We start from the raw sequence: 22,993 nt of genomic DNA, 5'->3' as shown, positions 1-22,993 counted from the left end.
TCGAGAAGGGCGGCACGGTCTACGAGACGGCCACTCCGGTGGGGGTGGGCTTCACCGGCGGCTGGTCGACGTTCCAGCAGACCGGGAAGGTGCAGGTCGATCTGGAGGCGGGCGTGCAGACCGTGCGTCTGGCCTTCAGCGGCGGCTCCATGGATCTCAAGTCCTTCACCCTCGACAAGGTGGACCAGGCTCCGATCCCAAGCCCGCAGACCGTCTCCGGCGGCGGTAGCGTGGCTCCGGCGCAGAACTTCGTTCCCAGAAACGATGCCCCGGTGGTGGAGCCCTCGCCCGTGAACGAGCCCGACCCGATCCGGACTGTCCCGTCCACGGAGCAGTTCTTCCAATTCGACGTCTTCCGTGTACCGGAGAACGCTCGAAGCGTGATCACCTTCGATGAGGAGGCGAATTCGAGGTCGGTGACCTACTTCGGGAAGGACGGGTCCCAGACGAAGCTGACGACGTACCTTGATGGGGATGATGCCGGCATGTCACTCGTGGCCTATCACGCGGACGGAACGAAGACCGTCTACGATCACACCAACGGAGTTCTCATCCTGGGGGGCACCACGGGACCGAACGTAGACGACTTCAACTTCTGACGAAGTTCTTTGAAAACTCATCCCGCCGGGAGCTTGCTCCCGGCGGGATCTTTCGTTTCTGGAGCGCAGTTCCCGTCGAGACACGACAAAGCGCTGCGTCTGTACGCAACGCTTTGCCGCTTGATGCGGACTTCCTCAGCGGCAGACGATCGTCGCGTTCGGGCAGTAGGCGTCGTACCGAGGGGTCGGGCAGTAGGTTCTCGCGAAGGACTCGTCCACCCGGCACGTCACGTGAACCCGATTGGGTCTGGACGGTATGCCTCCGCCTTCGTGAAGCACGGAATAGCCCAGTCCCTGAGTGGGGATCCGAACGGTGGCGCGCGGCAGCTGGGCGCTTTCCGGCTGGGTCAACACTTGCGCGTGTGCGCTGGAAGTGATCGTGCCGGCAGCAAGGGCCAGCGAAAGGAAGAGTGCAGCCTTCATCATAAGCCTCATCTTTGCCGGTTCGATTGCGGCAAAGCTCTCTTGCAGCAAACGGTCTGCATGGGGGTCAGGTTCGAGCCTGGCTGTTTCCGTGCGGGTCGGGACATGGTCTATCGGGCAGCGGGAACGACGATGAGAAAACCGCTCGACTGGGGATCGGGTATCTCCTCCGCCTCGAAACACGAGAAGTAATACTCCCCCGGAGCCGGTGTTCGCAGGAGGACTCTCGCCGTGCTCTGTGGCGCAACGGTAAAGCCGCCCTTCACCAGATCGACGACAAAGCCGGCCGATTCGATGTGCTGCGTCGCGGCGAAGAACTTGGGAGCCGCGAACGTGATGATCCGATCTGCGCGGTTGATGACCCGCAATTCGAGAGGGTCCCGTGCGGGCAGGCGTGCGCGGGGCGGGCCGCATTGCACATCGCCGTTGACGTAGTTCATCGTGATCTCCACCGGCGTGGCGACTTCGCCGCTCACGACGGGAGGGCTCGGTGTCTGGGCCGAAACCTCCGTGGCGGTCGCCGCCAGACCCGTCAGCAAAAACCCCACTCCTGCGAGGAGCCGCATCGGGGATTTCCGGCCCATACGCTCGTTCGACATTATCCCTAACCTCTGTTCGCGCCGGAACACCGAAAGCCGGGCCGCTCGCACAGGTCTCGACGGGCTCCGGCAGTGCCTGCTGGCTACGGATCAATCACCCTGCCGTGGATGGGTTGCGCGGCTAGGGCAGAGTCTCGGTTCGGTGGCGTACAATCGGCAGGCCCGTAACGGCCGCGGTCCGAGGGGCGGATGGAACCTGACGGGGAGGGGGAGGTTCATCCGTTGGAAATCGCTCGAGATAACGAAAGGGCAGACTGATGGCGGCTTGGGATCGTGCCGGTAGGGGATATGGGACCCCGGACGAAGTGGACGAGTATCTCCGCAACGAGTACCGCGCCGAACAGGGAGCTTATCTGGAGAGGCGTCCTGCCTATGCGAGGTCCGCCGACAGGGACGACAGTCCCAGTTTCTGGGCGCCGCGGGTGGCGGCCGACTACTACGTCGAGGAGGGTTTTGCCCGGGGTGGAACCGGCGCGCTGTCCGACGAGCCGCTCTATCGCTCCGAAAGAGCCCCCGGATACGAGGACCGGATGCGGTCCGACGATCGGTGGAGGCGGGACGAACATTACCGGCAGCGCCCGTCGCGCCACCATGCTCGCTCCATCCATGACCAATGGGAGCAGGACCGCCGGGCCGGGCGAGGGCTCCTCCGGGCTTCGGAGAACTTCTACGAGAACCTGGCAGGGGCCGTGGGCCTGGAGCCGGATGCCTCCGAGCGGCACCATCGCGGACGCGGTCCGCGCAACTACCGCCGGTCGGACGAGCGGATCCAGGACGACGTGAATCAGCGGCTGACGGACGACCCCTATCTCGATGCATCCGACATCGAGGTGCTCGTGCGAGACCAGGAAGTGACGTTGTCCGGTATGGTCCACAGCCGCCTCGACAAGCGTCGCGCGGAAGACATTGCCGAATCCGTCTCCGGGGTCGCCCATGTGCAGAACAATCTGCGGGTCCGTCCGGAAGGGAGCGCTCTTCGCTGAGCGCCGCCAGAAGCAGGAGCGGCCGTGCCACGCTATTTCTTTGACACCTACGACGGCGAGCGCTTCTTCCGCGACGAAGAGGGGCTGGAGCTCGACGGTCTCGAGGCCGCGAGGCGGGAAGCTCGGAGAGCCCTGCCGGACATGGCGAGCGACCATCTCCCTGAAGGCGATCAGCGTGTCTTCATCGTCAGCGTGAGGACGGAAGCAGGGCAGCCGGTGCTGCGGGTTGCGCTCTCCCTGGTGGTCGAGGATCTCTCCGAAGCACCGGCCGAGTCCTAGCGGGCACCGTTATCCGCTCCTGCGGAAGGAACATCCTCCTTCAGGGAGCGTTCACCCAGCGGCGAACTTGGCGGTTCGCAGGCGCAATGGAGAAAGTGCATGAGCAAGCTCGCAGCATTCGTCAGCTTCCTCTTTCTGGCTGTGTCGTCTGCGATGGCGCAGGTCCCGGCACCCGCCCCGGAGACAGCTCCCGTGGCCCCCGAAGCTACGGCAACCGGAGGCATCGCGGATTACTGGTGGATCATCCTGCTGGTGATCATCGTCATCGCCGTGATCTGGTACTTCTCACGTCGCCGCAACCGGGTATAGCGGCCGCCCTCCGCATCGCGACATCCCAGGAATGTGCACGATCATCGGCGCTCATGCGCCGATGATCGTGCACGCCTAATGGGAGGCCCGGCTCGGCCGGCCGTCGGCGGAGGCCCGCCGATGGTCGCGCCTACGGCTTTCTCGTGCGGGCGGCCATGAGCCGTTCCATGTTTCCCCTGAGGGTTTCCGCAGCCTTCTGACCTCGAATGGCGATGATGCCGCGCTCCTTGCGCTTCCCATCCTCGTCGGTGGAGCCGTTGAAGAAAGCGTCCCGCTCGGCCTTCGACATGGCGAGAACGGTGCGGGCCTCGCATTCGTGCTGCCATTCCTCCGACCAGGTGCTGACAGGCTGACCTGTGATCTCGGATATGGCGGTGGTGGCGCGGGAATAGGGGGGATTGGACATGGCCGTCTGATGCCACGAGTCGCGTTAACGAGTCGATTCCGCACTATTTGATGGCGTCGAAGATCTGGCCCGAGAACCAGTAGAGAAGCGTCAGCACGATGATGCCGATCAGCCACATGGGGCTCGTCGGTTCCTTCGGCGCGGGTGGTGCGGGTGCCGCGGCTCTCTCGAAGACGGGTTTCGGGGCCGCGGGAAGGCGGTCCAGCAGCTCGATCGACGCCGCCGCGACGAGATCGCGCGTCCCGATCAGACGCGCATGGACGGGAATGCCGCCCCGGAAGGTCACCTCGGCCGGCTGCGTCTCGGTGCTGTAGCTGATCCACCAATATTCGACACGATCACTCAAGATGGTTTCCTCGGTGCAACGGGCCTCTCCTCCCGATTCGAAGGCTTGGCTCGACAGGTACCTTTCTGAACCTAGGGGCGGCGATGGTGCCGGGGTAGGAGCCGCAGTGCATATCTCGCTCCGGCGACGGAGCAAGACCGAAAAGAAGGTTGCCCCAATCCCAATGGGCTGGCAGGAGTGGGCCTGTCGAATCACATTTTTCGGAGATGCCCGATGATCGAGTTCATCGTGACGACCGTCGTCCTTGCAGCCGTGGCTGTCGTCGGTTTCGTGGTCTACGCGGACGGCCGCAAGTCGAAGTACTTCTGAGGCCCGTCAATCGGACGACCCTGGAGCGCCGCCGGGCCATTTTCTCGGGCCGCCGAACGGCTGCGACAGCTTGGCGTCAGCATCCCCTCCTATTCCATGAGCATTGGAAGGGGGGAACCATGACAGAGCATGACCGACGCGAGAGCGAGCGCTTCGCTACGCATTTGAAGGGCGAAATCGTCGACAGGTGGGGGATCGCATTCGCTGAATGCAGCCTGTCGGACATCTCCGCATCCGGAGCGCGGCTCGGGTTTACCCAACCTGTCGAGATCCCGCTGGAATTCGAGCTGCAGATCCCCGAAGAGGGGATGCGTGCCAGCGCCCGGCTGATCTGGGCCAACGGCAGGGAGTACGGCGTGATGTTCACCGACTAGCCTGAAGCGCCCGGGGCCCATTCATGGGCGGCCAGACCCGGAAACGGAATCATGACGGCGGGAAGACCGACAGGCCTCTCGCCGTTCTTCTGTTCAGCCTTCGGGGAGGCGTGCACAATCACCCTCCGGAGAGGGCGAGGTGATCGTGCTAGAAAACTTGGAAGAGGAGTGGCTGGGGGACCTGGATTCGAACCAAGACTAACGGAGTCAGAGTCCGCTGTTCTACCATTAAACTATCCCCCAACGAACTTCCTGGAACCGCTTGTTTTTCCGGAGAAAACCGTCGATCCGGCCAAGCGGCGCTGAACGTTCGCGAGTGGCGGTGAGATAGGCCGCTTTTCGGGGTGCGTCAACCCCATGGAGCTCATTTTTGGTCACCAGTTTTGCCGGCTGTCGCGGAATCTCGACGGATGCGAATTCCAGGCATGTCCGCCGAAGGGCTTTGCAGTTCATATCTTGTTCAACTAGAGCGTAGCATGATGGCATCATGGTCCGGCGTCGTGGGGTGACCGGGCGGGAGATGAGACATGAGTTTCGGAAGGTGGGTTCTCGGTGCTGTGGCGGGCGGCCTCGCCCTCGGCGCCGTCGGGGCGCAGGCTGCGCCCATGCCCGTCGTGACGGCGGAGGCCCAGTCCTCCGTGCAGACGGTCCAGTTCTATTATTACGACGATCCGCCGCCGGTCTTCTACGATCCGCCGCCGCGCCGGTACTATTACGACCCGCCGCCGCGGGCGTACTACGATCCTCCGCCGCGCCCCTATTACGACCCGCCGCCGCGCCGCTATGGCCGGCCGATGGGACCGGGCTACACGGTTCCCACGCCTCCGGACCGCAGGGGCCGTCCGGGCGAGGCGGTCATCTACAACAAGGAAGCCGCCAAGGATTACATGAAGGACTACCGGCGCGCCCAGAAGGAAGTCTACAAGGAACAGTCCCGCGCCTGGAACCGCGCCAACGGGTTCTGATCCTTACTCGTCGTCGAGAGCGCCGCCTTCGGGCGGCGTATCCATGTCCAGGCTGGCGCGCATCTCGGCCTCGTCCTCGGCGGCCTCCGCATCGGCCGCGATGCGGTCGTAGCGGTCGAGGGCGCCCTGCAGGATGTAGGCAGCCGCCATCTTGTCCACCGCGTCGGCCCGCTTGGCGCGGGAAGCATCCGCGTCGAGAAGCGTGCGGGTCACCACCATGGTGGACATGCGCTCGTCCCAGAACAGGATCGGGAGGGGAACGAGCGGTTTGAGGTTGCGCACGAAGGCGCGCGTCGCCTGGGAGCGGGGCCCTTCCGTGCCGTCCATGTTGAGGGGCAGGCCGAATACGAGCCCTCCCACGTCGTAGCGGTCGATGAGCGCCTTTATGCGTTCCACGTCCGGCGTGAACTTGACGCGCTTGATCGTCTCCAGCGGCGTCGCGATGCGCCGCTCCACGTCCGACAGGGCAAGGCCGATGGTCTTGGTGCCGAGGTCGATCCCGAGCAGGCGTGCCCGCGGGCCAAGGCTCCCGAAAAGAGCGAGCAGTTCTTCGTCTCTGTTCGTCACGAACCGTCTCCTCGTCCCGTCGCGCCACCATACAGGATGTCCGGCGGCAAGTCGTCCACGGAGAGGTCAGGCGATGCGGCTTCGCGCCGTCCCGGTGGAGCCCGCTGCTGAGGTCAGCGCCGAAAGCGCCTCTCCCGACGGCCGGAAGACGTGACAGGATTCGCCGGAGAAATCGAGGCCGACCTCACCCCCGGTCCTGTGCCGGGAATCGCCGGGCTCGCGGCTCGTCAGCCGCAGGCCGTCGGCATTGACGTAGAGAAGGTGGTTCTCTCCGAGCTGCTCGACGAGTTCGATCCTGCCCCTGAGGATGCCTCCCTCCCGCACATGGACGTGGTCGGGCCTCACGCCCAGGGTCACGGGTTCGCCGGGACGGAGCCCGTCCGCCTGAACCGGCACGGCCAGGGTTCCGCCGTGGGGAAGCCGGACCAGCACCCCGTCCGGACCGGCGCCGGCCACCTCGCACTGGATGAAGTTCATCTGCGGCGACCCGATGAAGCCGGCAACGAAGAGATTGGCCGGGCGGTGGTAGAGTTCGAGAGGCGTGCCCACCTGTTCGATCCGGCCCTTGTTCAGCACCACGATCCGGTCCGCCAGGGTCATGGCTTCGACCTGGTCGTGGGTCACGTAGATCATGGTCGCGCGGGTGTCGGAGTGGAGCTTGGCGATTTCAATGCGTGTCTGCACCCTGAGGGCCGCATCGAGATTGGACAGCGGTTCGTCGAACAGGAAGACCTTGGGATCGCGCACGATGGCGCGCCCGATGGCCACCCGCTGGCGCTGTCCGCCCGAGAGCTGCTTGGGCTTGCGGTCGAGCAGCTCGTCGATCTGGAGAAGCCGTGCCGCCTCGCGCACCCTCTGGTCGATCTCGGCTTTCGAGGCCTTCGCCAGTTCGAGGCCGAAGGCCATGTTCTCGTAGACGTTCATGTGCGGGTAGAGCGCATAGGACTGGAACACCATGGCGATCCTGCGCTTGGCCGGGGCGAGATCGTTCACCCTATCGCCGTCGATATAGAGGTCGCCCGAGGTGATGTCCTCGAGCCCGGCGATGAGCCGCAGGAGCGTGGATTTCCCGCAGCCGGAAGGACCGACGAACACGACGAACTCGCCGTCCCTGATCTCCAGGTTCACGCCGTGGATGACCTGCGCCCCGCCGAAGGATTTCCGTATGTTCCTGAGAGCCACGTCGGCCATGAATGGTTCTCCTGTGGTCAGCCCTTGACCGCGCCGGCCGTCAGGCCCGAGACGATCTTGCGTTGGAAGACGAGGACGAGCGCGATGATGGGCAGGGTCACGATCACGGAGGCCGCCATGATGGTGCCCCAGGGCAGCTCATAGGCGGTGCTGCCCGTCATGAGGGCGATGGCGGGCGGCACGGTGCGCCGCTCGTTGGTGAGGGTGAAGGTGAGGGCGAACAGGAATTCGTTCCACGAGACGATGAAGGCGAGAAGCCCGGTCGTCACCGCAGCCGGAGCCATCAGCGGCAGGAAGACCCGCCGCACCACGATCCAGGGCGTGGCGCCGTCCACGAAGGCCGCCTCCTCGATCTCCTTGGGCATCTCGCGCATGAAGGTGGTGAGCACCCACACCGTGAAGGGCAGGGTGAGCATCAGGTTGGCCAGGATGAGGCCGGGGAGGGTGTTGTAGAGGCCGAAGCTCCGGATCAGCTCGAACATGCCCGACAGGACCGCCACCTGCGGGAACATGGAGACGCCGAGAATGGTCAGGAGCAGCAGCGAGCGGCCGCGGAAGCTGATGCGCCCGAAGGCATAGGCCGCCGTGATGCCCAGCGCCAGGGAGAGGGCGACGACCGCCCCCGCCACGACGATGGAGTTGAGGATGTTCTGGCCGAAGGGTTGGCGCTGGAACACGGCGAAATAGTTCGAGAGGTCGAACCGCTCCGGCAGATACGCGACGGTGAAGAGATCCGCGCCCGACCGGAAGGACGAGATCACGGCGTAGTAGAACGGGAACAGCGAGAACAGGGCGATGGCGAGAACGAGAAGCCAGAACCCGACGCGGGTGAGGGTCTTCATCGCGAATCCCCTCCGAGCCTGACCCGTCCGGCCGCCATGGTGATGACGACCAGCAGGGCGATGATGAGGAAGATGAGGGTGGAGGCCGCGGAGCCGAGCCCGACCTCCTGGAAATCCACCAATTGCTGGCGCGCGAAGACGGACATGGACATCGTGTCCCGGGAATTAGCGGTCAGCACGTAGATGAGGTCGAAGACCCGCAGGGCGTCGAGGGTGCGGAAGATCACTGCGACGAGCAGGGCCGGCTTGATCAGCGGCAGCGTCACGCGGAAGAAGACGCGGACCGGGTGCACCCCGTCCACTTTCGCCGCCTCGTAGATGTCCTGCGGCAGCATCTGCAGGGCCGCCAGGATCAGGAGCGCCATGAAGGGCGTCGTCTTCCAGACGTCCACCATCACCACCGTCCAGAGGGCCGTGACGGGATTGGCCGTCCAGGTGATCGGCGCCGCGATCAGCCCGAGGCGCAGGAGCATGTCGTTGATGACGCCGAACTGGTCGTGAAGCATCCAGTTCCACATTTTCGCGGAGACCACGGTCGGGATCGCCCAGGGGATCAGGATGATGGCGCGCATGACGCCCCGCCCTGGAAAGGCGGCATTGAGGATCAGCGCCACGATGGTGCCGAGCACGGTTTCGATGGAGACCGAGACGAGGGCGAACCATACGGTGTTCCAGACCGAGAGCCACCAGTCGGGATCCGTGAGGAGCCCGAACCATTCGCCGTCGTAATTGGCGAGATAGTTCTCGAAGCCGATGAAGGTGTAGTCGCCGAGGTTGTTGAGGTCCGCATCCGTGAGGCTGAACCAGATCGTCCGGGCGAGGGGCCATCCGGCCACGAGGGCGAGGACGATCAGGGTGGGTGCGATGAAGGTCCATGCGGCCCTGACCCGGGTTCGCGTCAGGGCCGACGATCCTCCGCGTATGGATGCATACGCGGAGGGGGTGCCGGTGGCTGCGGCCTCGGTCATGTTACCAGCCGTTGCGCTTGATCCGCTTCAGGTCGCGGTCGAGGCGCTGAAGCGCCTGCTCCGGCTCGGAGCGCTTGGAGAGGACCTGGTGCACCGCATTGAAGAATTCGGTCGAGACCTTGTTGTAGTTGTCGCCCGTGACGCCGGAGGGGCGGGTCACCGCATTCGCGAACACATCCCGAAGGTTGCCGATGAACGGGCTCGCCTTGGTGACGTCCGCGTCCTCGTAAAGGGTCAGGATGGTCGGGTTGAAGGATCCCTCGACGGCGCGGCGCTTCTGCTCGTCCCGGTTCGTCAGATACATCACGAGGTCGGTCGCGGCCTCGGCATTCTTGGAATACTTGGAGACCGCGAGAAGCTGGCCGCCGAGAGTGCCCGCGTGGCGTCCGTCGGCGCCGCCTTTCGGGAGCGGGGCGACTCCGACCTTGCCCTTGATGGTGCTGTCGTCGCCCTGCGCAAGCGCCCAGGCATAGGGCCAGTTGCGCATGAAGGCGGCGTTGCCGGCCTGGAACACGCCGCGGGATTCCTCTTCCGTGTAGTTGAGGACGCCTTCCGGCGTGATCGTGCCGACCCAGCCGGCGGCGGTCTTCAAGGCTTCGGCCGCATTCGGGTTCTCGATCGTGACCTCGCCGGTGGCGTTCACGATCGTGCCGCCGTTGTTCGAGGCGATCCATTCGAGGGCGTTGGTGGTGAGGCCCTCATAGGCGCGGCCCTGCCAGACGTAACCCCAGAAATCGTTGTTGCCGGCCTTGCGCTCGCCCTCCTGGATGATGCGGGCGGTCTCCGTCAGCTCGGCCCAGGTCTGGGGCACCTTGCGGTTATACTTCTCCAGGAGGTCCTGACGGTAATAGAGGAGCCCCGCATCGGCGAACCAGGGCATGGCGACGATCTTGCCGTCCACGCGGCTGATATCGACCATGGCCGGGAGATGCTGCTCGAGAACGCCCTGGGTCTTGGGCGTCAGGTCCTGGAAGTGCTCGCCGAGGATGCCGGTCCAGACCACGTCGATCTGGAAGACGTCGATATCGCCGGCTCCGGCCGCGAGGAGCTGCTGGTAGAGGGCGAGGCGCTCGGTGGCGGAGTTCGGCGTCGAGACGATCTTGACGGTGTTGCCGGTCTTCTGCGCCCAGGCATCCACCCCTTCCTTGCAGACCTCGTATTCCTTCCCGAGGGCGCTGCAGGAAATGGAGATTTCCACCGCCCAGGCGCCGACGCCCGTCGAGAGCAGCAATCCGGCGGCGGCGGCAAGACGAGTCAGGTATCGGGGCATGACTTTCCTCCTGCATGTTTATTGCTTAGCTTGATAAAACCCTCGTCCCGGCTTTTGTTCCTCTGAAACATGGTCGGGCTGCGAACATGCTCCATCTCCACACTGCTGAAACTGAGGATTTGCCATGAAGATCACTTGGCTTGGCCATTCCGCCTTCCGGCTCGACTTCGCCGACAAGGTCGTGCTCATCGACCCGTTCTTCACCGGCAATCCCGCCTTCGAGGGCGACCGGGACGCGGTGTCCGAGGGCGTGACGCACATTCTCGTCACCCATGGCCACGGGGATCATGTGGGCGACACGGTCGAGATCGCGAAGGCGACGGGCGCCAAGGTCGTCACGAATTTCGATCTTCTCATGTATCTCGCCTCCCAGGGGGTCGAGAACTTCGACCCCATGAATACCGGCGGCACGACGGACCAGGGCGGCTTCACCGTCACCATGGTGCGGGCGGATCACTCGGCCGGTCTCGTGGAAATGGGCGTGAACTATCCCTTGGGAAGTGCCAACGGCGTGATTGTGAAGGCGCCGGGCGAGCCCACGGTCTATCACATGGGCGATACGGATATTTTCGGCGACATGGCGCTGATCGCCGAGATCCATAAGCCGGACGTGATCATGGTCCCCATCGGCGACCGGTTCACCATGGGGCCCGAGGTGGCGGCGCTGGCCGTCGAGCGGTATTTCGGCAGCGCCAAGGCCGTCATCCCCTGCCACTACGGCTCCTTCCCCATGGTCGAGCCCAATGCGGACAAGTTCGTCGCCGCCCTGGACGGCAAGGGCGTCCAGGTCGTGGTGCCGCACAAGACGGTGGGGGTGAGGGTGTAGGGCGCCCCCACCGTCATTCCGGGGCCGCGTAGCGGAGCCCGGAACCCATAACCGCTGATGGTGCAGGATGGGACGGGACGCTGATCGCCTCTTCCTGAAATACCGGTGTTTATGGGTTCCGGGCTCGCACCTGCGGTGCACCCAGGAATGACGGGCGTGTGCCCCGCCCCACATCCGCCGTTGCACCCCTTGGCGGGCGGGTGTTATAGCCCGCCCAACTGCATCAAGGGGTTTGGCCATTCATGTCGGTCGATCAGAAAACGGTTCGGCGCATCGCGCATCTGGCGCGCATCGCAGTGACGGACGAGGAGGTGCCGCACCTCCAGGGCGAGCTCAACGCCATCCTCTCCTTCGTCGAGCAACTCAACGAGGTGAACGTGGACGGGATCGAGCCGATGACCTCGGTCACCCCCATGACCATGAAGAAGCGCCAGGACGGCGTGACGGACGGCGGCTATCCGGACAAGATCGTCATGAATGCCCCCGCCACGGAGGACAATTTCTTCCTGGTGCCGAAGGTGGTCGAGTAAAGGCCATCCCGGCCGGCGCGTCGGCGCGGGGCCGGGATCGCGACAAACAGAATTCTTTCCAGACGATCCCGGAGCGCAGCGCTGCAGCGTCCGGGATGACCAGGATGCTACCGTGACCGAACTGACCCATCTCACCATTGCCGAGGCCCGCGACGGCCTGAAGGCCAAGTCCTTCTCCGCGACGGAGCTGGCGAAGGCCCATGTCGACGCCATCGAGAAGGCGAGGGCGCTCAACGCCTATGTGCTCGAGACGCCCGAGAAGGCGCTCGCCATGGCGAAGGCCTCCGACGAGAAGATCGCGAGAGGAGAGGCCCGGGCGCTGGAGGGCATCCCGCTCGGCGTCAAGGATCTGTTCTGCACCGAGGGCGTGGTCTCGACCGCCGGCTCCAAGATCCTCGGCAACTTCACTCCTCCTTACGAATCCACCGTCACCCGCAATCTCTGGGACGACGGCGCCGTGATGCTCGGCAAGCTCAACATGGACGAGTTCGCCATGGGTTCCTCCAACGAGACCAGCGCCTTCGGGCCGGTGGTGTCGCCCTGGCGGCGCGAGGGCTCGAACGTGTCGGCCGGTGTCTCGGGCGCCGTCGAGGGTACCCATCTCGTGCCGGGCGGCTCCTCGGGCGGCTCGGCGGCGGCCGTCGCGGCTCGCCTGTGCCTGGGCGCCACCGCAACCGACACGGGCGGCTCCATCCGCCAGCCTGCGGCCTTCACGGGCACGGTCGGCATCAAGCCGACCTACGGCCGCGTCTCGCGCTGGGGCACGGTGGCCTTCGCCTCGTCCCTCGACCAGGCCGGGCCGATCACCCGCACGGTGCGCGATTCCGCCATCATGCTCCGCTCCATGTCCGGCGCCGACCCGAAGGACACCACCTGCGCCGACCTGCCCGTGCCCGATTTCGAGGCTGCGGTCTCCCGCGGCGTGAAGGGCCTGAAGATCGGCATTCCGAAGGAATACCGGATCGACGGCATGTCGGCCGAGATCGAGAAGCTCTGGCACCAGGGCACCGAATGGCTGCGCGCCGCCGGCGCGGAGATCGTCGAGGTTTCGCTGCCGCACACCAGATATGCGCTGCCGGCCTATTATATCGTGGCGCCGGCCGAGGCTTCCTCGAACCTCGCCCGCTATGACGGCGTGCGCTACGGCCTGCGCGAGAACGGCAAGGACATCCTCGACCTCTACGAGAGGACCCGCGCCGCCGGCTTCGGCCGCGAGGTCAAGCGCCGCATCATGATCGGCACCTATGTGCTCTCGGCCGGCTATTACGACGCCTATTACGTACGCGCCCAGAAGATCCGCACCCTCATCAAGCGGGACTTCGAGGAGGTCTATGCGCAGGGCGTCCACGCCATCCTGACCCCCGCCACCCCGTCCGCCGCCTTCGGCATCGGGGAGAAGGGCTCGGACGACCCGGTGGAGATGTACCTGAACGACATCTTCACCGTGACCGTGAACATGGCGGGCCTGCCGGGCATCGCGGTTCCGGCCGGCCTCGACGCCCAGGGCCTGCCGCTGGGCCTCCAGCTCATCGGCCGCGCCTTCGACGAGGAAACCCTTTTCGCGGCCGGTCAGGTGATCGAGGACGCCGCGGGCCGGGTCTCGCTGCCGCAACCGTGGTGGGCCTGAGGTGGAGACGCCCAGCGTCCCGCTCTCGGTCTGGATCTCCGCCGCCTTCGATCCGGTCCTGATCCTGGTCGCCGTCTGGCTCGGCTGGAAGGCCGATCAGGTCGGCAAGGTGTTCATCGCGGCGCTGGCAGCCCTGGCCAGCTCCGTTCTGGTGTCCTGGCTCATCGCCAGCCTCGGCCTGCCGTGGATCGCCCCGGTCCGGGCGGACATGCCGACCCTGTTCCCGGTCCGGGTCGTCGCGGCCCTTCTCTGGGCGGGCGGGGCCTATGCCGCAAGGCGGATCTCTCGCCGCTAGCCGGTCAGACCGGGGCCGCGCCCGGCGCATCGAGAGCGTTCGAGATCTCGGCCAGCGTCGCCTTCTCGGCATCGCTGACGGCGACGCCGCCGAAGCCCAGGAAGCCGCCTTCCTGGCCGGCCTCCGCCGCTTTTCTCCCGACTTCGCGCAGCCATGCCTTGAACGCCGCCGCGTCCTCAGGCGCCTTGCTGTCGAGGATGCGGGAGACGGCGCGTAATTCCTCTACGGCCTTGCTCTTCACATCCGTGAACTGGCTGTTCTTGAACCGGTTCTGGAACGAGTCGCGCACCGCGTCCCGCGTGGCCGGGTCGGCGATGTCGTCCGCCACCGCCTTCACGAGGGGATTGGCGTGAGCATCCTGCTTCGCTTCCAGAAGGGCCCAGCCGCCGGCCATCGATTCCTTCAGCAGGCTCCACACTCCGCCCGGATCCGCCGCCGTGATCGCCATGCTCACGACGATCGGACTTGCGGCGATGCGCGTCCACTCCTCGGGGGTGAAGGTTGCCTTGTCTGCCATTGCGGGGCTCCTGACTTACGGCTCAGCTGTGGTCTGCCTTGGCGTAATGACGAGGCCTCCGCTTGGTTCCGGCCCCGCCTCGCTGCGCGGATGCTTCGGCCGTGACCTGAGCGTGGCGAGAGGACAGCGCGCATGATGCGGAACGGGAAATGGGCCCGACCATGAGGCCGGGCCCATGAAACACATACTCTTTTTACGCGTGACGCAAACTTACTGCTGCGGGGCAGGGGTGACCGGGGCGGCCGGGGCAGCCGGAGCGGCCGGTGCCGCCGGAGCAGGCGCGGTCGGGGTGGCCGGCGCCACCGGGGCGGTCGTCGTGCCCGTGGTGGACTCCACTTCCGTTCCGGTGCTTCCGGTCGTGGTCACTTCACGGTCGCCGCCATCGTAGAACAGGAAGGCCAGCAGGCCGAGAGCGATAACAAGACCGCCGATCAGGTAAGCAAGTGTGTTCGAGCCGCGTTTCTCGGTCTCGTACACATTGGTTTCGCGATTGTAGACGTTGGGTTCGCGATCCATGGGATCCGTAGCCATTTTAAACTCCTTGACCGTTTTACCTCCCGTTCAACGCCCAATAGCGGATGCGGTTTCATCCCAGCTTGGCAATTATTGTAAATGCCTGTGCATAAATGATAAATCTTCTTAACGAGGCCTCCGTTAATCTGAACGGATGTTCAGATTCAAAAGGGGTTGACCGGGACACCCTCTGGCTCTTACTCCGGGCAGGAAACGTAGAGATACAAAGGCGCGAGACGTCATGAACGCTCCGGTCAATCCCAAGAAACTCATCAAAGGCGCGACAGGCGATTGGGAAATCGTCATCGGCATGGAAATCCATGCCCAGGTGACGAGCCAGGCGAAGCTGTTTTCCGGGGCCTCGACCGCCTTCGGCGGCGACCCGAACAGCCACGTCTCCCTGGTCGACGCGGCCATGCCCGGCATGCTGCCCGTGATCAACGAGGAATGCGTGCGCCAGGCCATCCGCACGGGGCTCGGGCTCAAGGCGCAGATCAACCTCCGGAGCACCTTCGACCGGAAGAACTATTTCTATCCGGACCTGCCGCAGGGCTACCAGATCAGCCAGTACAAGAGCCCCATCGTGGGCGAGGGCGAGGTGATCGTGGACGTGCCCGAGACCGGCGAGACGATCACGGTGCGGATCGAACGCCTGCACCTGGAGCAGGACGCCGGCAAGTCGATCCACGACCTGCACCCGACCCTGAGCTTCGTCGACCTCAACCGGTCGGGCGTGGCCCTCATGGAGATCGTGTCCAAGCCCGACCTGCGCTCCGCCGACGAGGCCCGCGCCTACGTGACCAAGCTGCGCACGATCCTGCGCTATCTCGGCACCTGCGACGGCGACATGGACAAGGGCAACCTGCGCGCCGACGTGAACGTGTCGGTGCGCCGCCCGGGCGAGGAGTTCGGAACCCGCTGCGAGATCAAGAACGTCAACTCGATCCGCTTCATCGGCCAGGCCATCGAGGTCGAGGCGCGCCGCCAGATCGGCATCATCGAGGATGGCGGCGTGATCGAGCAGGAGACCCGCCTGTTCGATCCGGGCAAGGGCGAGACCCGCTCCATGCGCTCCAAGGAAGAGGCGCACGACTACCGCTACTTCCCCGATCCGGATCTGCTGCCGCTCGAATTCGACCAGGCCTACGTGGACGAACTCGCGCAGCACCTGCCGGAGCTGCCTGACGCCAAGAAGGCCCGGTTCATGGGCGATTACGGTCTCTCGGCCTACGACGCCAGCGTCCTGGTGGCCGAGCGCTCCTCGGCCGACTTCTTCGAAGAGGTCGCCCGCGGCCGCGACGGCAAGGCCGCCGCCAACTGGATCATCAACGAGCTGTTCGGGCGCCTCAACAAGGAGGGCAAGGACATCGGCTCCTCGCCGGTTTCCGCCGCCCAGCTCGGGACGATCATCGACCTCATCGGCGAGAACGTCATCTCCGGCAAGATCGCCAAGGACCTGTTCGAGATCGTCTTCACCGAGGGCGGGGACCCGCGCGAGATCGTCGAGACCCGCGGCATGAAGCAGGTCACGGATACGGGCGCCATCGAGAAGGCGGTCGACGAGGTGATCGCGGCCAATCCCGAAAAGGTGGAGCAGGCCAAGGCCAAGCCGACCCTGCTCGGCTGGTTCGTCGGCCAGGTCATGAAGCAGACCGGCGGCAAGGCCAATCCGCAGGCGGTGAACGAACTGCTCAAGTCCAAGCTCGGGATCGAGTGACCATGACGGACGTGCTCTCGCGGGCCGATGGGATCGCCGGCCTGCGCCCGGCCGCCGACGCCGATGCGCAGGATCTCTTCGGGCTCCTGTCCCTGTGCTTCGCCGAGTATCCCGGCTGCTTCGTCGATCCGCACGACGACCTGCCGGACCTGCGCGCGCCCGGCTCCTCCTTCGACCGCAAGGGCGGGGCCTTCTGGGTCGTGGACGACGAGCGCGGCCGCGTCTGCGCCTGCGTGGCCGTCGACTTTCCTGAGGAGGGGGCGGCGGAGCTGCACCGGCTCTACGTCCGCCCCGACCAGCGCGGCCGGGGCCTCGGCGCCTCCCTCGTGCGCAAGGTGGAAAGCTTCGCCAGGGAGAAGGGCGCGATCCGCATCTTCTTCTGGTCCGACACGCGCTTCACCAATGCCCACCGCCTGTACCAGCGCCTCGGCTATGTGAAGGTCGACGGTCAGCGGGACCTCGGCGACATTTCGGGATCCGTCGAGTACCGGTTCGAGAAGGATCTCTGAGGCGGGTCCGCCCTCAGCGACCTCTTGCAAGATAGGCCCGGCGCTGGAAGGGCCGGGAGCGAGATGAGCTGTCCGATGAAGTTCGTTGCTGCCCTTGCGGCCCTCGTCACCTGTGCAATCGCGGCCGGAGCGCCGCCTGCCGTCGCGCAGGAGCGTCAGCCCCAGAGCTGGCCGGAGGTGAAATGCGCCCGCTACAAGACGGCCTGGGCCGAGGCGCTCTCGCGCCGCGGCACCCGTGGCCTGGGCCGGGAGTTCCTTGACCGTCACGAGGCCTTTATCGCTTCGGGCTGCACCACGAAGGCCGATGTGTGCCCGCGCTCCGAGGAGGAGCTGGCGCTCGCCAACATCATGGTCGTTGCGGCGATGAATGCCGGTACGGCAAGCACCTTCCCGCCCTTCGCCTGTCGCAAGTAGCGGGCCGTTCCCGTCAGGGCGCTGCGACCCCGTACTCCTCCGCATGGCGGTTCGCGATCCGTGTCTGCCAGAGGCACAGGACCGGGGCCACGATCAGCTCCATGACGAGCCCGCCGATCATGAAGAGCGAGGGCAGTCCCGTCAGGCCAAGCCCCACGAGCCGGCCGAGCCCGCCGATCACGACGATGAGGGTCAGGAGCCGGAAGCGGTTCGTCTTGTCCTCGATCCTGGGGACGGTGCTCCAGAAGCAGAGGCCGATCCCGAACAGCAGGCCCGACAGGAAACGGAAATGGCTCTCGGCGGAGATGCTGACCGCATCGCCGGTCAGGGCCTGTCCGAACAGGATTCCGTAGAGGCCCGTGGCCGCGGGGATAATCGCCGCGAGGGCGACCGTCTGCTGCAGGAGTTTGCGTTCCCGTTCGATGCTGGCCATGGATCCTCCTGATGAGATTCTGGTCCTTCCGACTCGTGAATCAATCCGCTAGGCTCCGCGCCAACAGCATTATCACGGGGCTCGACCATGCCGGCACGTTTCGAACTTCACGGGATCGCCTTCTCCGGACCGACCTACAAGGTCGGCCTGATGCTCTCCCTCGCGGGCGAGCCTTTCGACTACGTGCACGTGAACATGATGGCGGGCGAGCACAAGCAGCCGCCCCACCTGGCGAAGCAGCGCTTCGGGCAGGTGCCGCTTCTGATCGACCGCAACAACGGCCGGCATCTGTGCCAGTCGGCGGCGATTCTCGAATACGTGTCCGACACGCTCGGGAAATTCGGCGGCGCGACCCTCGACGAGCGCCTGCAGGCGCGCGAGTGGCTCTACTGGGATTTCGACCGCCTGGCTCCGGCCATTTACCGGTCGCGTGCGATCCGGCGCGGCTTCCGCAAGGGCGGGCCTGAGATCCTCGACATGTGCGCCTCCGACGCGGCTGCGGCCCTGACGGTTCTCGACCAGCACCTCGCCGGCAAGAACTGGATCGTGGGGGAGGGCGTCACCATTGCCGATATCGATATCTACGGCGTGCTGGTCTTCGCCGACGATGCGGCTGTCGATCTCGCTCCTTACGCGAATATCTCGGCCTGGATGAAGCGGTTCGAGGCGCTGCCCGGATTCAGTCTGCCCCTGAATCTGCTTCCCATGGAAAATCGCGAAGCGGCATGAGCGATCTTCTGATCCGCCAGGCCGGCGAGGAGGACCTCGAGGCCATCATCCGCCTGCACGAGGAGGACGAACTCGGCTCCCATGGCGATGCCTGGACGCCGGAGAACCGCCCCGCCTACGGGGCCGCCTTCGCGGCGATCGCCGAAAGCAGCGACAACGAACTCTTCGTCGCGGTGAGCGGCGACGAAGTCGTCGGCACGTTCCAGCTCACCTTCATTCCGAACCTGACCGGGCGCGGCGCTCTTCGGGTAAAGGTGGAGAGCGTGAAGGTGAAGGCCGCGCGCCGCTCCGGCGGCATCGGGGCGAAGATGATGGCGTTCGCGGAGAGGTATGCGCGTACCAGGGGCGCCGCCATGCTCGAGCTCTCCTCCAACAAGACCCGCACGGATGCCCACCGTTTCTATGAGCGCCTGGGCTTCGCCCGCAGCCATGAGGGCTTCAAGAAGAAGCTTTGAGGCCGCGGTCCGTTAGGAGGGAGCGACGTTCCCATGAAGGCTGCGAGAAGGAAGCACGCGCTTGCATTCCTGGTCCTCGGCGCGGCCTTCGCGGCTGGTGGGCAGGGCGCGGCCGGCCAGCCGGACGGCGCAAGAAGCCCGTTCGCCGATGCCGACATGAAGTCCGGCACCCAGGCCCGCTGCGAAAACCTTCGCGACCTGACGCAGGGCGTCGAAACCGGGGCGAAACGGGTGGATCTGAGCGTGGTCGGCAGGCTCACCCTCGTCCACTTCGACGGCACGCTCGCCTATCTCGGGCTCTGCGCCGCGCCGAATCCGCAGGTGCTCTGCGTGACCTATGCGACGAACGGCCTGAAGGTGGGCGACGTGGTGGCGGTGGCAGGCGGCTACGGCAGGCCCGACGCCGATCACATCGTCCTCGACCCATGCTTGGCCTCGCCGCCGGATCGGGCGGTGCCATAGGATCGGCCTGCGTTCGACAGCCTTCGATTAGGCTTTTCATCCAGTCACCCGCAGCCCTCCTGAGGAGGACCGTCAGGTCCATCTCGAAGGATGAGGGCGTTTCCAGAGCGCGCTGGACCCTCCTTCGAGACGCCGCTGCGCGGCTCCTCAGGATGAGGGTGGAGTTGGTGAGAGGCTATCGTGGATGTGGCTGTGATGGCGCGACCTCATTCCCTCCCCCTTGTGGGGAGGGCCAGGGTGGGGGTGTGGGCGCCGGACCTTCATAGGCTATCGCTCACACCCCCACCTCCACCTCCTCCCCACAAGGGGGAGGAGAGCAACGCGGCGCTTCCGAGGCCCAAGATCAGGGACAGGAGAGCAGGGCAGCGCTATTCTTGCGAGCCTTTGACCAACCCCACTCCACAGCCTTCATCTTGAGGAGGCCCAGCGCGCGGGAGACGCCCTTATCCGTCGAGACAATCCGCGAATGAGGGCTCCGCGACGAGCCGGTTTTCAGAGGGGCTTGCGGAAGTACACGACCCGCTCCGTTTCCTCGAAGCCGAGGGAGGCGTGCATCTGCTGGGACGCGAGGTTGTGGAGCTCGACGTCGGAGGCGAACTCGGAGCAGCCGCGATCCCGGGCCCATGCTTCGACGGCTCGGCACAACAGGCCGGCGACGCCGCGCCTCCTGTAGGGCGGATCCACGTAGATCCCTTCGAGAAAGGCGACCGGAGAGCTCGTGCAACCGTTCACGTAATCCCGGCGCAGGGTGGCCTCGGCGAAACCCGCAGCCGCGCCTTCAGGCGTCCGGGCGAGAAAGGCCGTGGCGCGGTCCGGCTGCTCCAACAGCGCGGCGGCCTCCTCGCGGTGCATGTCCTTCGTCGCGTCCGGCCACAGGGCATGGCGGAGGGAGGCCCAGTCGTCGAGGTGCTTCCAGGTGCAGGGCTCGATGCGCATGAGGCCTCCTCCGCCGCCGATTCAGGCTCCGGGAGTATTCCCGGACCGGGCGCCGGAGGAAAGCCGCGTCAGACCTTGTTGCCCTTGAGGCGGGCGTTGCAGGCGCTCCAGAACTTCGGCCACTTCATGCCGGCCTCCATCTTGCCGCCGGCCTTCGCCTCCTTCCACTCGGCGCTGCACTTCGTCATGCGCTCGCGGGCGGCGAGCTGCGCGGCGGTGGGCTCCTTCTTCGGCTTGGTCTCGGCGGCGGCCAGCGGCGCGCCCAGGGACATGGCGATCATGGTGGCAAGAGCGGTGCGCAGGACGCGGTTCGTCATCGAATTCCCCCATCGGCCCCTTCGTTGCGAGGGGCGCAAGTAACCTCAATGAAATAACAGAACGATATTTCTTCGTCTAAGGGGGTAACAGGCCTTTTCACCAGATTTCGTTGCGCCAGATAGTGTCCGGCCCGATCTTATGTCTTACACAGACTGACGAAGTCCTGAACCGAGGAGTGGCACGTCATGGCGGCTTCCGCCCAGCAACAGCCGATCGATCTCTATTATTGGCCGACGCCGAACGGATGGAAAATCACCATCATGCTCGAGGAGTGCGGGCTGCCCTATACGGTCCATCCGGTGAATATCGGCAAGGGCGACCAGTTCAAGCCCGAGTTCCTGGCGATCTCGCCCAACAACCGGATGCCGGCCATCGTCGATCCGGAAGGGCCGGACGGAAAGCCCATCTCGGTCTTCGAGTCGGGGGCGATCCTGCAATATCTCGGCCGCAAGACCGGGCAGTTCTATCCCCGGGACGAGCGCCAGCGGGTCGAGGTCGACCAGTGGCTGTTCTGGCAGATGGGCGGCTTCGGTCCCATGCTCGGCCAGACGCATCATTTCCGCATCTATGCGCCGGAGCAGGTGCCCTATGCCATCAACCGCTACACCAACGAGGCCAATCGCCTCTACGGGGTGCTGAACAAGCGCCTCGCCGACCGGGAATACGTGGCGGGCGAATACTCGATCGCCGACATGTCCATCGTGGGCTGGGCCAAGCTCTGGGAGCGCCAGGGCCAGAACATCGAGGATTTCCCCCACGTGAAACGCTGGCTGGAAACCATGCTGGCCCGCCCTGCGGTCGAGAGGGGCCTGAAGGTCAGTTCCGAAATCCGCCAGAACAACGACATGCAGGATCCGGCGGTCCAGGCTGTGCTCTTCGGCCAGAAGGCGCGGTAAGAGCTCCGTTCTTCGTCACGGCCGGGCTTGTCCCGGCCGCTGACATTCTACTCGTCGCGCCGTTCCTGCGCGGAATGCCGGATTGGAACAGGGCGGGCGCCTCCACGTTGGCGCAGAAGTGCAGCGCGGAGGGACGGCAATGGAAGGCGGTGCGATCTGGCTTGGGACCATTGCTACGATCCTCGTCGTCTCCGCCGTCCTCGTCGGCGTCGCGACAATCTTGAGGAAGCGCAGGCGGTCGCAAAAGCCCTGAGACGCCAAGATAGAGTTCCCCGCACCTTCGATGGATCGGGCGAAGCCGCGGTACAGGCGTGCGCGCGAATTCGCCCGTCCATGAGGATGAGCGGCGTTACTTCAGCTTCGCCCAGGTCTGCGAGCGGCAGATGAGGCCGCCCAGGACGCAGCCGGAGAGCTGCATGGACTTGCCCTGGAAGCTCATCTTGCCCGTGTAGGTTCTCCCGTCCTTGTAGTTGTAGAGCTGGCCGGTGAAGCCGTCGCCGGACGGCTGGATGTTCGAGATCATCCGGACGCCCACGAGGCTGCGCCCGCGCAGGTTCGGATCGGGATTGGCGGCGTCCTTCGCGTCGCCCTGGACGCTGACGATCGTGCCGCAATAGGCCTGCCCGCACTTGGCGATGCGAACCCGGGTCTCTCCGGTTTCGCTCAGGTACGTGCCGCTCGGATCGGCGCCCTGGGCCTGGGCCGCGCCCGTCAGCGCGAGAAGGCCGAGGGCAGCCAGAATGGTCGATTTCATGGTTCACTCCCGATAGGCCGGTCTTCAGCCGGACCGGTCGCAAGGAGATTAGGGTCCGGGCCCGGCCTTTCCAAGCCTTGCCTTTCGCGGGCGCGAAAAGCCCCTTGAGGGGAGGGGGGAGCGCCGCTATAAGCGCCGCACTTCCTGAAATTCTTCTCTTCCAATAGCGAGTAGCCATGGCCACCGAGCGTACTTTCTCCATCATCAAGCCCGACGCGACCGAGCGGAACCTCACCGGCGCCATCAACGCCGTCATCGAGAAGGCCGGCCTGCGCATCGTGGCGCAGAAGCGCGTCCTCATGAGCCGCCGCGAGGCCGAGACCTTCTACGCCGTCCACAAGGAGCGTCCCTTCTTCGGCGAGCTCGTGGACTTCATGATCTCCGGCCCGGTCGTCGTGCAGGTCCTGGAAGGAGAGAACGCCGTGGCCCGCTACCGCGAGATCATGGGCGCCACCAACCCGGAGAGCGCCGCCGAGGGCACGATCCGCAAGCTCTACGCCAAGTCGATCGGCGAGAACTCGGTCCACGGCTCCGACAGCCAGGACAACGCCAAGATCGAGATCGCCCAGTTCTTCGCGGGCAACGAGATCGTGGGCTGAGGCTCCACCGCACCTGACGCGAAAGGCCGCCTC

Annotated in this window: 33 protein-coding genes and 1 tRNA gene; 18 read left to right on the top strand and 16 right to left on the bottom strand. The window is 65.4% G+C overall.

The annotated features are described in order from the left end of the window. Window positions 1–599 (top strand): carbohydrate-binding protein (locus LGR44_RS17960; RefSeq protein WP_226742079.1); only part of this gene is annotated, 599 nt, incomplete at its 5' end. A gap of 135 nt (window positions 600–734) precedes the next feature. On the opposite strand, the gene LGR44_RS17955 is transcribed toward LGR44_RS17960, so the two are convergent. After that, window positions 735–1,022, bottom strand: a complete 288-nt coding sequence (locus LGR44_RS17955; protein WP_226742078.1) for a hypothetical protein — start codon at window positions 1,020–1,022, stop codon at window positions 735–737. Window positions 1,023–1,132: 110 nt separating this feature from the next. Then, the gene (locus tag LGR44_RS17950) at window positions 1,133–1,621 is read right to left on the bottom strand and encodes a cupredoxin domain-containing protein (RefSeq protein ID WP_226742077.1); all 489 of its coding nucleotides are present in this window, start codon (window positions 1,619–1,621) and stop codon (window positions 1,133–1,135) included. 257 nt (window positions 1,622–1,878) lie between these two features. Here LGR44_RS17950 and LGR44_RS17945 point away from each other — a divergent pair, with 257 nt between their 5' ends. From LGR44_RS17945 to LGR44_RS17935, 3 genes are all read left to right on the top strand, one after another. Continuing rightward, window positions 1,879–2,604: a BON domain-containing protein gene (locus LGR44_RS17945; RefSeq protein ID WP_226742076.1), complete on the top strand. Its 726-nt coding sequence runs from the start codon at window positions 1,879–1,881 to the stop codon at window positions 2,602–2,604. 24 nt (window positions 2,605–2,628) lie between these two features. Further along, window positions 2,629–2,883 carry a DUF6894 family protein gene (locus tag LGR44_RS17940; RefSeq protein WP_226742075.1) on the top strand — a complete coding sequence of 85 codons (255 nt, stop codon included), beginning with the start codon at window positions 2,629–2,631 and terminating at the stop codon, window positions 2,881–2,883. Between the two features lie 99 nt (window positions 2,884–2,982). Further along, window positions 2,983–3,192, top strand: coding sequence for a hypothetical protein (locus LGR44_RS17935; protein ID WP_226742074.1), 210 nt, complete (start codon window positions 2,983–2,985; stop codon window positions 3,190–3,192). A gap of 130 nt (window positions 3,193–3,322) precedes the next feature. Here LGR44_RS17935 and LGR44_RS17930 read toward each other — a convergent pair whose 3' ends face one another. Then, a complete protein-coding gene (locus LGR44_RS17930; protein WP_226742073.1) occupies window positions 3,323–3,598 on the bottom strand; it encodes a DUF7696 family protein in 276 nt (91 codons plus the stop codon). A gap of 43 nt (window positions 3,599–3,641) precedes the next feature. Further along, the gene (locus LGR44_RS17925) at window positions 3,642–3,944 is read right to left on the bottom strand and encodes a hypothetical protein (RefSeq protein WP_226742072.1); all 303 of its coding nucleotides are present in this window, start codon (window positions 3,942–3,944) and stop codon (window positions 3,642–3,644) included. Window positions 3,945–4,372: 428 nt separating this feature from the next. Between LGR44_RS17925 and LGR44_RS17920 the strand changes: the two genes are divergently transcribed. Further along, entirely contained in the window at window positions 4,373–4,627 is a 255-nt protein-coding gene (locus tag LGR44_RS17920; RefSeq protein WP_226742071.1) for a PilZ domain-containing protein, read from the top strand. Window positions 4,628–4,796: 169 nt separating this feature from the next. Here the strand turns inward: LGR44_RS17920 and LGR44_RS17915 are convergent. Further along, window positions 4,797–4,870, bottom strand: a tRNA-Gln gene (locus LGR44_RS17915). Window positions 4,871–5,154: 284 nt separating this feature from the next. Here LGR44_RS17915 and LGR44_RS17910 point away from each other — a divergent pair. Continuing rightward, window positions 5,155–5,592, top strand: a complete 438-nt coding sequence (locus LGR44_RS17910) for a hypothetical protein (protein WP_226742070.1) — start codon at window positions 5,155–5,157, stop codon at window positions 5,590–5,592. Between the two features lie 3 nt (window positions 5,593–5,595). Here the strand turns inward: LGR44_RS17910 and ruvX are convergent, their stop codons facing one another. From ruvX to LGR44_RS17885, 5 genes are all read right to left on the bottom strand, one after another. Further along, window positions 5,596–6,159, bottom strand: a complete 564-nt coding sequence (gene ruvX / locus LGR44_RS17905; RefSeq protein ID WP_226742069.1) for a Holliday junction resolvase RuvX — start codon at window positions 6,157–6,159, stop codon at window positions 5,596–5,598. A 66-nt stretch (window positions 6,160–6,225) separates the two neighbouring features. After that, window positions 6,226–7,350 (bottom strand): ABC transporter ATP-binding protein, encoded by a 1,125-nt coding sequence (locus LGR44_RS17900; RefSeq protein ID WP_226742068.1) that lies wholly within the window; start codon window positions 7,348–7,350, stop codon window positions 6,226–6,228. 17 nt (window positions 7,351–7,367) lie between these two features. Further along, entirely contained in the window at window positions 7,368–8,192 is an 825-nt protein-coding gene (locus LGR44_RS17895; protein ID WP_226742067.1) for a carbohydrate ABC transporter permease, read from the bottom strand. Next, entirely contained in the window at window positions 8,189–9,160 is a 972-nt protein-coding gene (locus LGR44_RS17890) for a carbohydrate ABC transporter permease (RefSeq protein ID WP_226742066.1), read from the bottom strand. The genes LGR44_RS17895 and LGR44_RS17890 overlap by 4 nt, the downstream gene beginning before the upstream one ends. A gap of 1 nt (window position 9,161) precedes the next feature. Next, window positions 9,162–10,430: an ABC transporter substrate-binding protein gene (locus LGR44_RS17885; protein WP_226742065.1), complete on the bottom strand. Its 1,269-nt coding sequence runs from the start codon at window positions 10,428–10,430 to the stop codon at window positions 9,162–9,164. 124 nt (window positions 10,431–10,554) lie between these two features. Here LGR44_RS17885 and LGR44_RS17880 point away from each other — a divergent pair, with 124 nt between their 5' ends. The 4 genes from LGR44_RS17880 to LGR44_RS17865 all read left to right on the top strand — a co-directional run bounded on the left by LGR44_RS17880 (window position 10,555) and on the right by LGR44_RS17865 (window position 13,708). Further along, window positions 10,555–11,256: a metal-dependent hydrolase gene (locus LGR44_RS17880; RefSeq protein WP_226742064.1), complete on the top strand. Its 702-nt coding sequence runs from the start codon at window positions 10,555–10,557 to the stop codon at window positions 11,254–11,256. Window positions 11,257–11,498: 242 nt separating this feature from the next. Continuing rightward, window positions 11,499–11,786, top strand: a complete 288-nt coding sequence (gene gatC / locus LGR44_RS17875; RefSeq protein WP_226742063.1) for an Asp-tRNA(Asn)/Glu-tRNA(Gln) amidotransferase subunit GatC — start codon at window positions 11,499–11,501, stop codon at window positions 11,784–11,786. A 112-nt stretch (window positions 11,787–11,898) separates the two neighbouring features. Beyond that, complete coding sequence (gene gatA / locus LGR44_RS17870; RefSeq protein WP_226742062.1) at window positions 11,899–13,413, top strand: Asp-tRNA(Asn)/Glu-tRNA(Gln) amidotransferase subunit GatA; 1,515 nt, start codon at window positions 11,899–11,901, stop codon at window positions 13,411–13,413. A gap of 1 nt (window position 13,414) precedes the next feature. Further along, window positions 13,415–13,708 carry a hypothetical protein gene (locus tag LGR44_RS17865; RefSeq protein ID WP_226742061.1) on the top strand — a complete coding sequence of 98 codons (294 nt, stop codon included), beginning with the start codon at window positions 13,415–13,417 and terminating at the stop codon, window positions 13,706–13,708. A 4-nt stretch (window positions 13,709–13,712) separates the two neighbouring features. Here the strand turns inward: LGR44_RS17865 and LGR44_RS17860 are convergent, their stop codons facing one another. Together LGR44_RS17860 and LGR44_RS17855 are read right to left on the bottom strand one after the other, a co-directional pair. Then, on the bottom strand, window positions 13,713–14,225 hold the full coding sequence (locus LGR44_RS17860; protein WP_226742060.1) for a hypothetical protein: 513 nt from the start codon (window positions 14,223–14,225) through the stop codon (window positions 13,713–13,715). A gap of 210 nt (window positions 14,226–14,435) precedes the next feature. Beyond that, window positions 14,436–14,756: a hypothetical protein gene (locus LGR44_RS17855; protein ID WP_226742059.1), complete on the bottom strand. Its 321-nt coding sequence runs from the start codon at window positions 14,754–14,756 to the stop codon at window positions 14,436–14,438. Window positions 14,757–14,979: 223 nt separating this feature from the next. On the opposite strand from LGR44_RS17855, the gene gatB reads away from it, so the two are divergent. From gatB to LGR44_RS17840, 3 genes are all read left to right on the top strand, one after another. Beyond that, window positions 14,980–16,455 carry an Asp-tRNA(Asn)/Glu-tRNA(Gln) amidotransferase subunit GatB gene (gene gatB, locus LGR44_RS17850; protein ID WP_226742058.1) on the top strand — a complete coding sequence of 492 codons (1,476 nt, stop codon included), beginning with the start codon at window positions 14,980–14,982 and terminating at the stop codon, window positions 16,453–16,455. A 2-nt stretch (window positions 16,456–16,457) separates the two neighbouring features. Further along, window positions 16,458–16,964, top strand: coding sequence for a GNAT family N-acetyltransferase (locus tag LGR44_RS17845; RefSeq protein ID WP_226742057.1), 507 nt, complete (start codon window positions 16,458–16,460; stop codon window positions 16,962–16,964). Window positions 16,965–17,039: 75 nt separating this feature from the next. Beyond that, window positions 17,040–17,378, top strand: coding sequence for a hypothetical protein (locus LGR44_RS17840; RefSeq protein WP_226742056.1), 339 nt, complete (start codon window positions 17,040–17,042; stop codon window positions 17,376–17,378). Window positions 17,379–17,391: 13 nt separating this feature from the next. Here LGR44_RS17840 and LGR44_RS17835 read toward each other — a convergent pair whose 3' ends face one another. Next, a complete protein-coding gene (locus LGR44_RS17835; protein ID WP_226742091.1) occupies window positions 17,392–17,802 on the bottom strand; it encodes a DUF4345 domain-containing protein in 411 nt (136 codons plus the stop codon). A gap of 96 nt (window positions 17,803–17,898) precedes the next feature. On the opposite strand from LGR44_RS17835, the gene LGR44_RS17830 reads away from it, so the two are divergent. From LGR44_RS17830 to LGR44_RS17820, 3 genes are read left to right on the top strand one after another with little or no spacing between them, the layout of a single operon-like run. After that, a complete protein-coding gene (locus tag LGR44_RS17830; protein WP_226742055.1) occupies window positions 17,899–18,540 on the top strand; it encodes a glutathione S-transferase family protein in 642 nt (213 codons plus the stop codon). Next, window positions 18,537–18,995 carry a GNAT family N-acetyltransferase gene (locus LGR44_RS17825; protein WP_226742054.1) on the top strand — a complete coding sequence of 153 codons (459 nt, stop codon included), beginning with the start codon at window positions 18,537–18,539 and terminating at the stop codon, window positions 18,993–18,995. The genes LGR44_RS17830 and LGR44_RS17825 overlap by 4 nt, the downstream gene beginning before the upstream one ends. Window positions 18,996–19,028: 33 nt before the next feature. Beyond that, the gene (locus LGR44_RS17820; RefSeq protein ID WP_226742053.1) at window positions 19,029–19,457 is read left to right on the top strand and encodes a hypothetical protein; all 429 of its coding nucleotides are present in this window, start codon (window positions 19,029–19,031) and stop codon (window positions 19,455–19,457) included. Window positions 19,458–19,949: 492 nt separating this feature from the next. Here LGR44_RS17820 and aac(6') read toward each other — a convergent pair whose 3' ends face one another. Together aac(6') and LGR44_RS17810 are read right to left on the bottom strand one after the other, a co-directional pair. Beyond that, window positions 19,950–20,393, bottom strand: coding sequence for an aminoglycoside 6'-N-acetyltransferase (gene aac(6'), locus LGR44_RS17815; protein ID WP_226742052.1), 444 nt, complete (start codon window positions 20,391–20,393; stop codon window positions 19,950–19,952). Window positions 20,394–20,461: 68 nt separating this feature from the next. Continuing rightward, the gene (locus LGR44_RS17810) at window positions 20,462–20,710 is read right to left on the bottom strand and encodes a hypothetical protein (protein ID WP_226742051.1); all 249 of its coding nucleotides are present in this window, start codon (window positions 20,708–20,710) and stop codon (window positions 20,462–20,464) included. Window positions 20,711–20,896: 186 nt separating this feature from the next. Here LGR44_RS17810 and LGR44_RS17805 point away from each other — a divergent pair, with 186 nt between their 5' ends. Continuing rightward, window positions 20,897–21,607 (top strand): glutathione S-transferase N-terminal domain-containing protein, encoded by a 711-nt coding sequence (locus LGR44_RS17805; RefSeq protein ID WP_226742050.1) that lies wholly within the window; start codon window positions 20,897–20,899, stop codon window positions 21,605–21,607. 349 nt (window positions 21,608–21,956) lie between these two features. Here the strand turns inward: LGR44_RS17805 and LGR44_RS17800 are convergent, their stop codons facing one another. After that, window positions 21,957–22,361, bottom strand: coding sequence for a DUF2147 domain-containing protein (locus tag LGR44_RS17800; protein WP_226742049.1), 405 nt, complete (start codon window positions 22,359–22,361; stop codon window positions 21,957–21,959). A gap of 176 nt (window positions 22,362–22,537) precedes the next feature. On the opposite strand from LGR44_RS17800, the gene ndk reads away from it, so the two are divergent. Further along, complete coding sequence (ndk, locus tag LGR44_RS17795; protein ID WP_226742048.1) at window positions 22,538–22,960, top strand: nucleoside-diphosphate kinase; 423 nt, start codon at window positions 22,538–22,540, stop codon at window positions 22,958–22,960. Window positions 22,961–22,993: the final 33 nt, after the last annotated feature.

Source organism: Microvirga lenta, from assembly GCF_020532555.1.
GTDB lineage: Bacteria > Pseudomonadota > Alphaproteobacteria > Rhizobiales > Beijerinckiaceae > Microvirga > Microvirga lenta.
The sequence above is the reverse complement of the archived record's forward strand: the minus strand, read 5'-3'. Positions and strand labels throughout refer to the sequence as shown.

What these genes read in the sequence shown, in the direction of transcription:
- LGR44_RS17845 (WP_226742057.1), top strand. Translation starts at nt 16,458, where the DNA reads ATGACGGACGTGCTCTCGCGGGCCGATGGGATCGCCGGCCTGCGCCCG.
- LGR44_RS17945 (WP_226742076.1), top strand. Translation starts at nt 1,879, where the DNA reads ATGGCGGCTTGGGATCGTGCCGGTAGGGGATATGGGACCCCGGACGAA.
- LGR44_RS17900 (WP_226742068.1), bottom strand. Translation starts at nt 7,350, where the DNA reads ATGGCCGACGTGGCTCTCAGGAACATACGGAAATCCTTCGGCGGGGCG.
- LGR44_RS17855 (WP_226742059.1), bottom strand. Translation starts at nt 14,756, where the DNA reads ATGGCTACGGATCCCATGGATCGCGAACCCAACGTCTACAATCGCGAA.
- LGR44_RS17920 (WP_226742071.1), top strand. Translation starts at nt 4,373, where the DNA reads ATGACAGAGCATGACCGACGCGAGAGCGAGCGCTTCGCTACGCATTTG.
- LGR44_RS17825 (WP_226742054.1), top strand. Translation starts at nt 18,537, where the DNA reads ATGAGCGATCTTCTGATCCGCCAGGCCGGCGAGGAGGACCTCGAGGCC.
- LGR44_RS17890 (WP_226742066.1), bottom strand. Translation starts at nt 9,160, where the DNA reads ATGACCGAGGCCGCAGCCACCGGCACCCCCTCCGCGTATGCATCCATA.
- LGR44_RS17830 (WP_226742055.1), top strand. Translation starts at nt 17,899, where the DNA reads ATGCCGGCACGTTTCGAACTTCACGGGATCGCCTTCTCCGGACCGACC.
- LGR44_RS17935 (WP_226742074.1), top strand. Translation starts at nt 2,983, where the DNA reads ATGAGCAAGCTCGCAGCATTCGTCAGCTTCCTCTTTCTGGCTGTGTCG.
- LGR44_RS17860 (WP_226742060.1), bottom strand. Translation starts at nt 14,225, where the DNA reads ATGGCAGACAAGGCAACCTTCACCCCCGAGGAGTGGACGCGCATCGCC.
- LGR44_RS17895 (WP_226742067.1), bottom strand. Translation starts at nt 8,192, where the DNA reads ATGAAGACCCTCACCCGCGTCGGGTTCTGGCTTCTCGTTCTCGCCATC.
- LGR44_RS17800 (WP_226742049.1), bottom strand. Translation starts at nt 22,361, where the DNA reads ATGAAATCGACCATTCTGGCTGCCCTCGGCCTTCTCGCGCTGACGGGC.
- LGR44_RS17880 (WP_226742064.1), top strand. Translation starts at nt 10,555, where the DNA reads ATGAAGATCACTTGGCTTGGCCATTCCGCCTTCCGGCTCGACTTCGCC.
- gatC (WP_226742063.1), top strand. Translation starts at nt 11,499, where the DNA reads ATGTCGGTCGATCAGAAAACGGTTCGGCGCATCGCGCATCTGGCGCGC.
- LGR44_RS17820 (WP_226742053.1), top strand. Translation starts at nt 19,029, where the DNA reads ATGAAGGCTGCGAGAAGGAAGCACGCGCTTGCATTCCTGGTCCTCGGC.
- LGR44_RS17930 (WP_226742073.1), bottom strand. Translation starts at nt 3,598, where the DNA reads ATGTCCAATCCCCCCTATTCCCGCGCCACCACCGCCATATCCGAGATC.
- LGR44_RS17955 (WP_226742078.1), bottom strand. Translation starts at nt 1,022, where the DNA reads ATGAAGGCTGCACTCTTCCTTTCGCTGGCCCTTGCTGCCGGCACGATC.
- LGR44_RS17910 (WP_226742070.1), top strand. Translation starts at nt 5,155, where the DNA reads ATGAGTTTCGGAAGGTGGGTTCTCGGTGCTGTGGCGGGCGGCCTCGCC.
- gatB (WP_226742058.1), top strand. Translation starts at nt 14,980, where the DNA reads ATGAACGCTCCGGTCAATCCCAAGAAACTCATCAAAGGCGCGACAGGC.
- ndk (WP_226742048.1), top strand. Translation starts at nt 22,538, where the DNA reads ATGGCCACCGAGCGTACTTTCTCCATCATCAAGCCCGACGCGACCGAG.
- LGR44_RS17805 (WP_226742050.1), top strand. Translation starts at nt 20,897, where the DNA reads ATGGCGGCTTCCGCCCAGCAACAGCCGATCGATCTCTATTATTGGCCG.
- LGR44_RS17950 (WP_226742077.1), bottom strand. Translation starts at nt 1,621, where the DNA reads ATGTCGAACGAGCGTATGGGCCGGAAATCCCCGATGCGGCTCCTCGCA.
- LGR44_RS17840 (WP_226742056.1), top strand. Translation starts at nt 17,040, where the DNA reads ATGAAGTTCGTTGCTGCCCTTGCGGCCCTCGTCACCTGTGCAATCGCG.
- LGR44_RS17885 (WP_226742065.1), bottom strand. Translation starts at nt 10,430, where the DNA reads ATGCCCCGATACCTGACTCGTCTTGCCGCCGCCGCCGGATTGCTGCTC.
- LGR44_RS17810 (WP_226742051.1), bottom strand. Translation starts at nt 20,710, where the DNA reads ATGACGAACCGCGTCCTGCGCACCGCTCTTGCCACCATGATCGCCATG.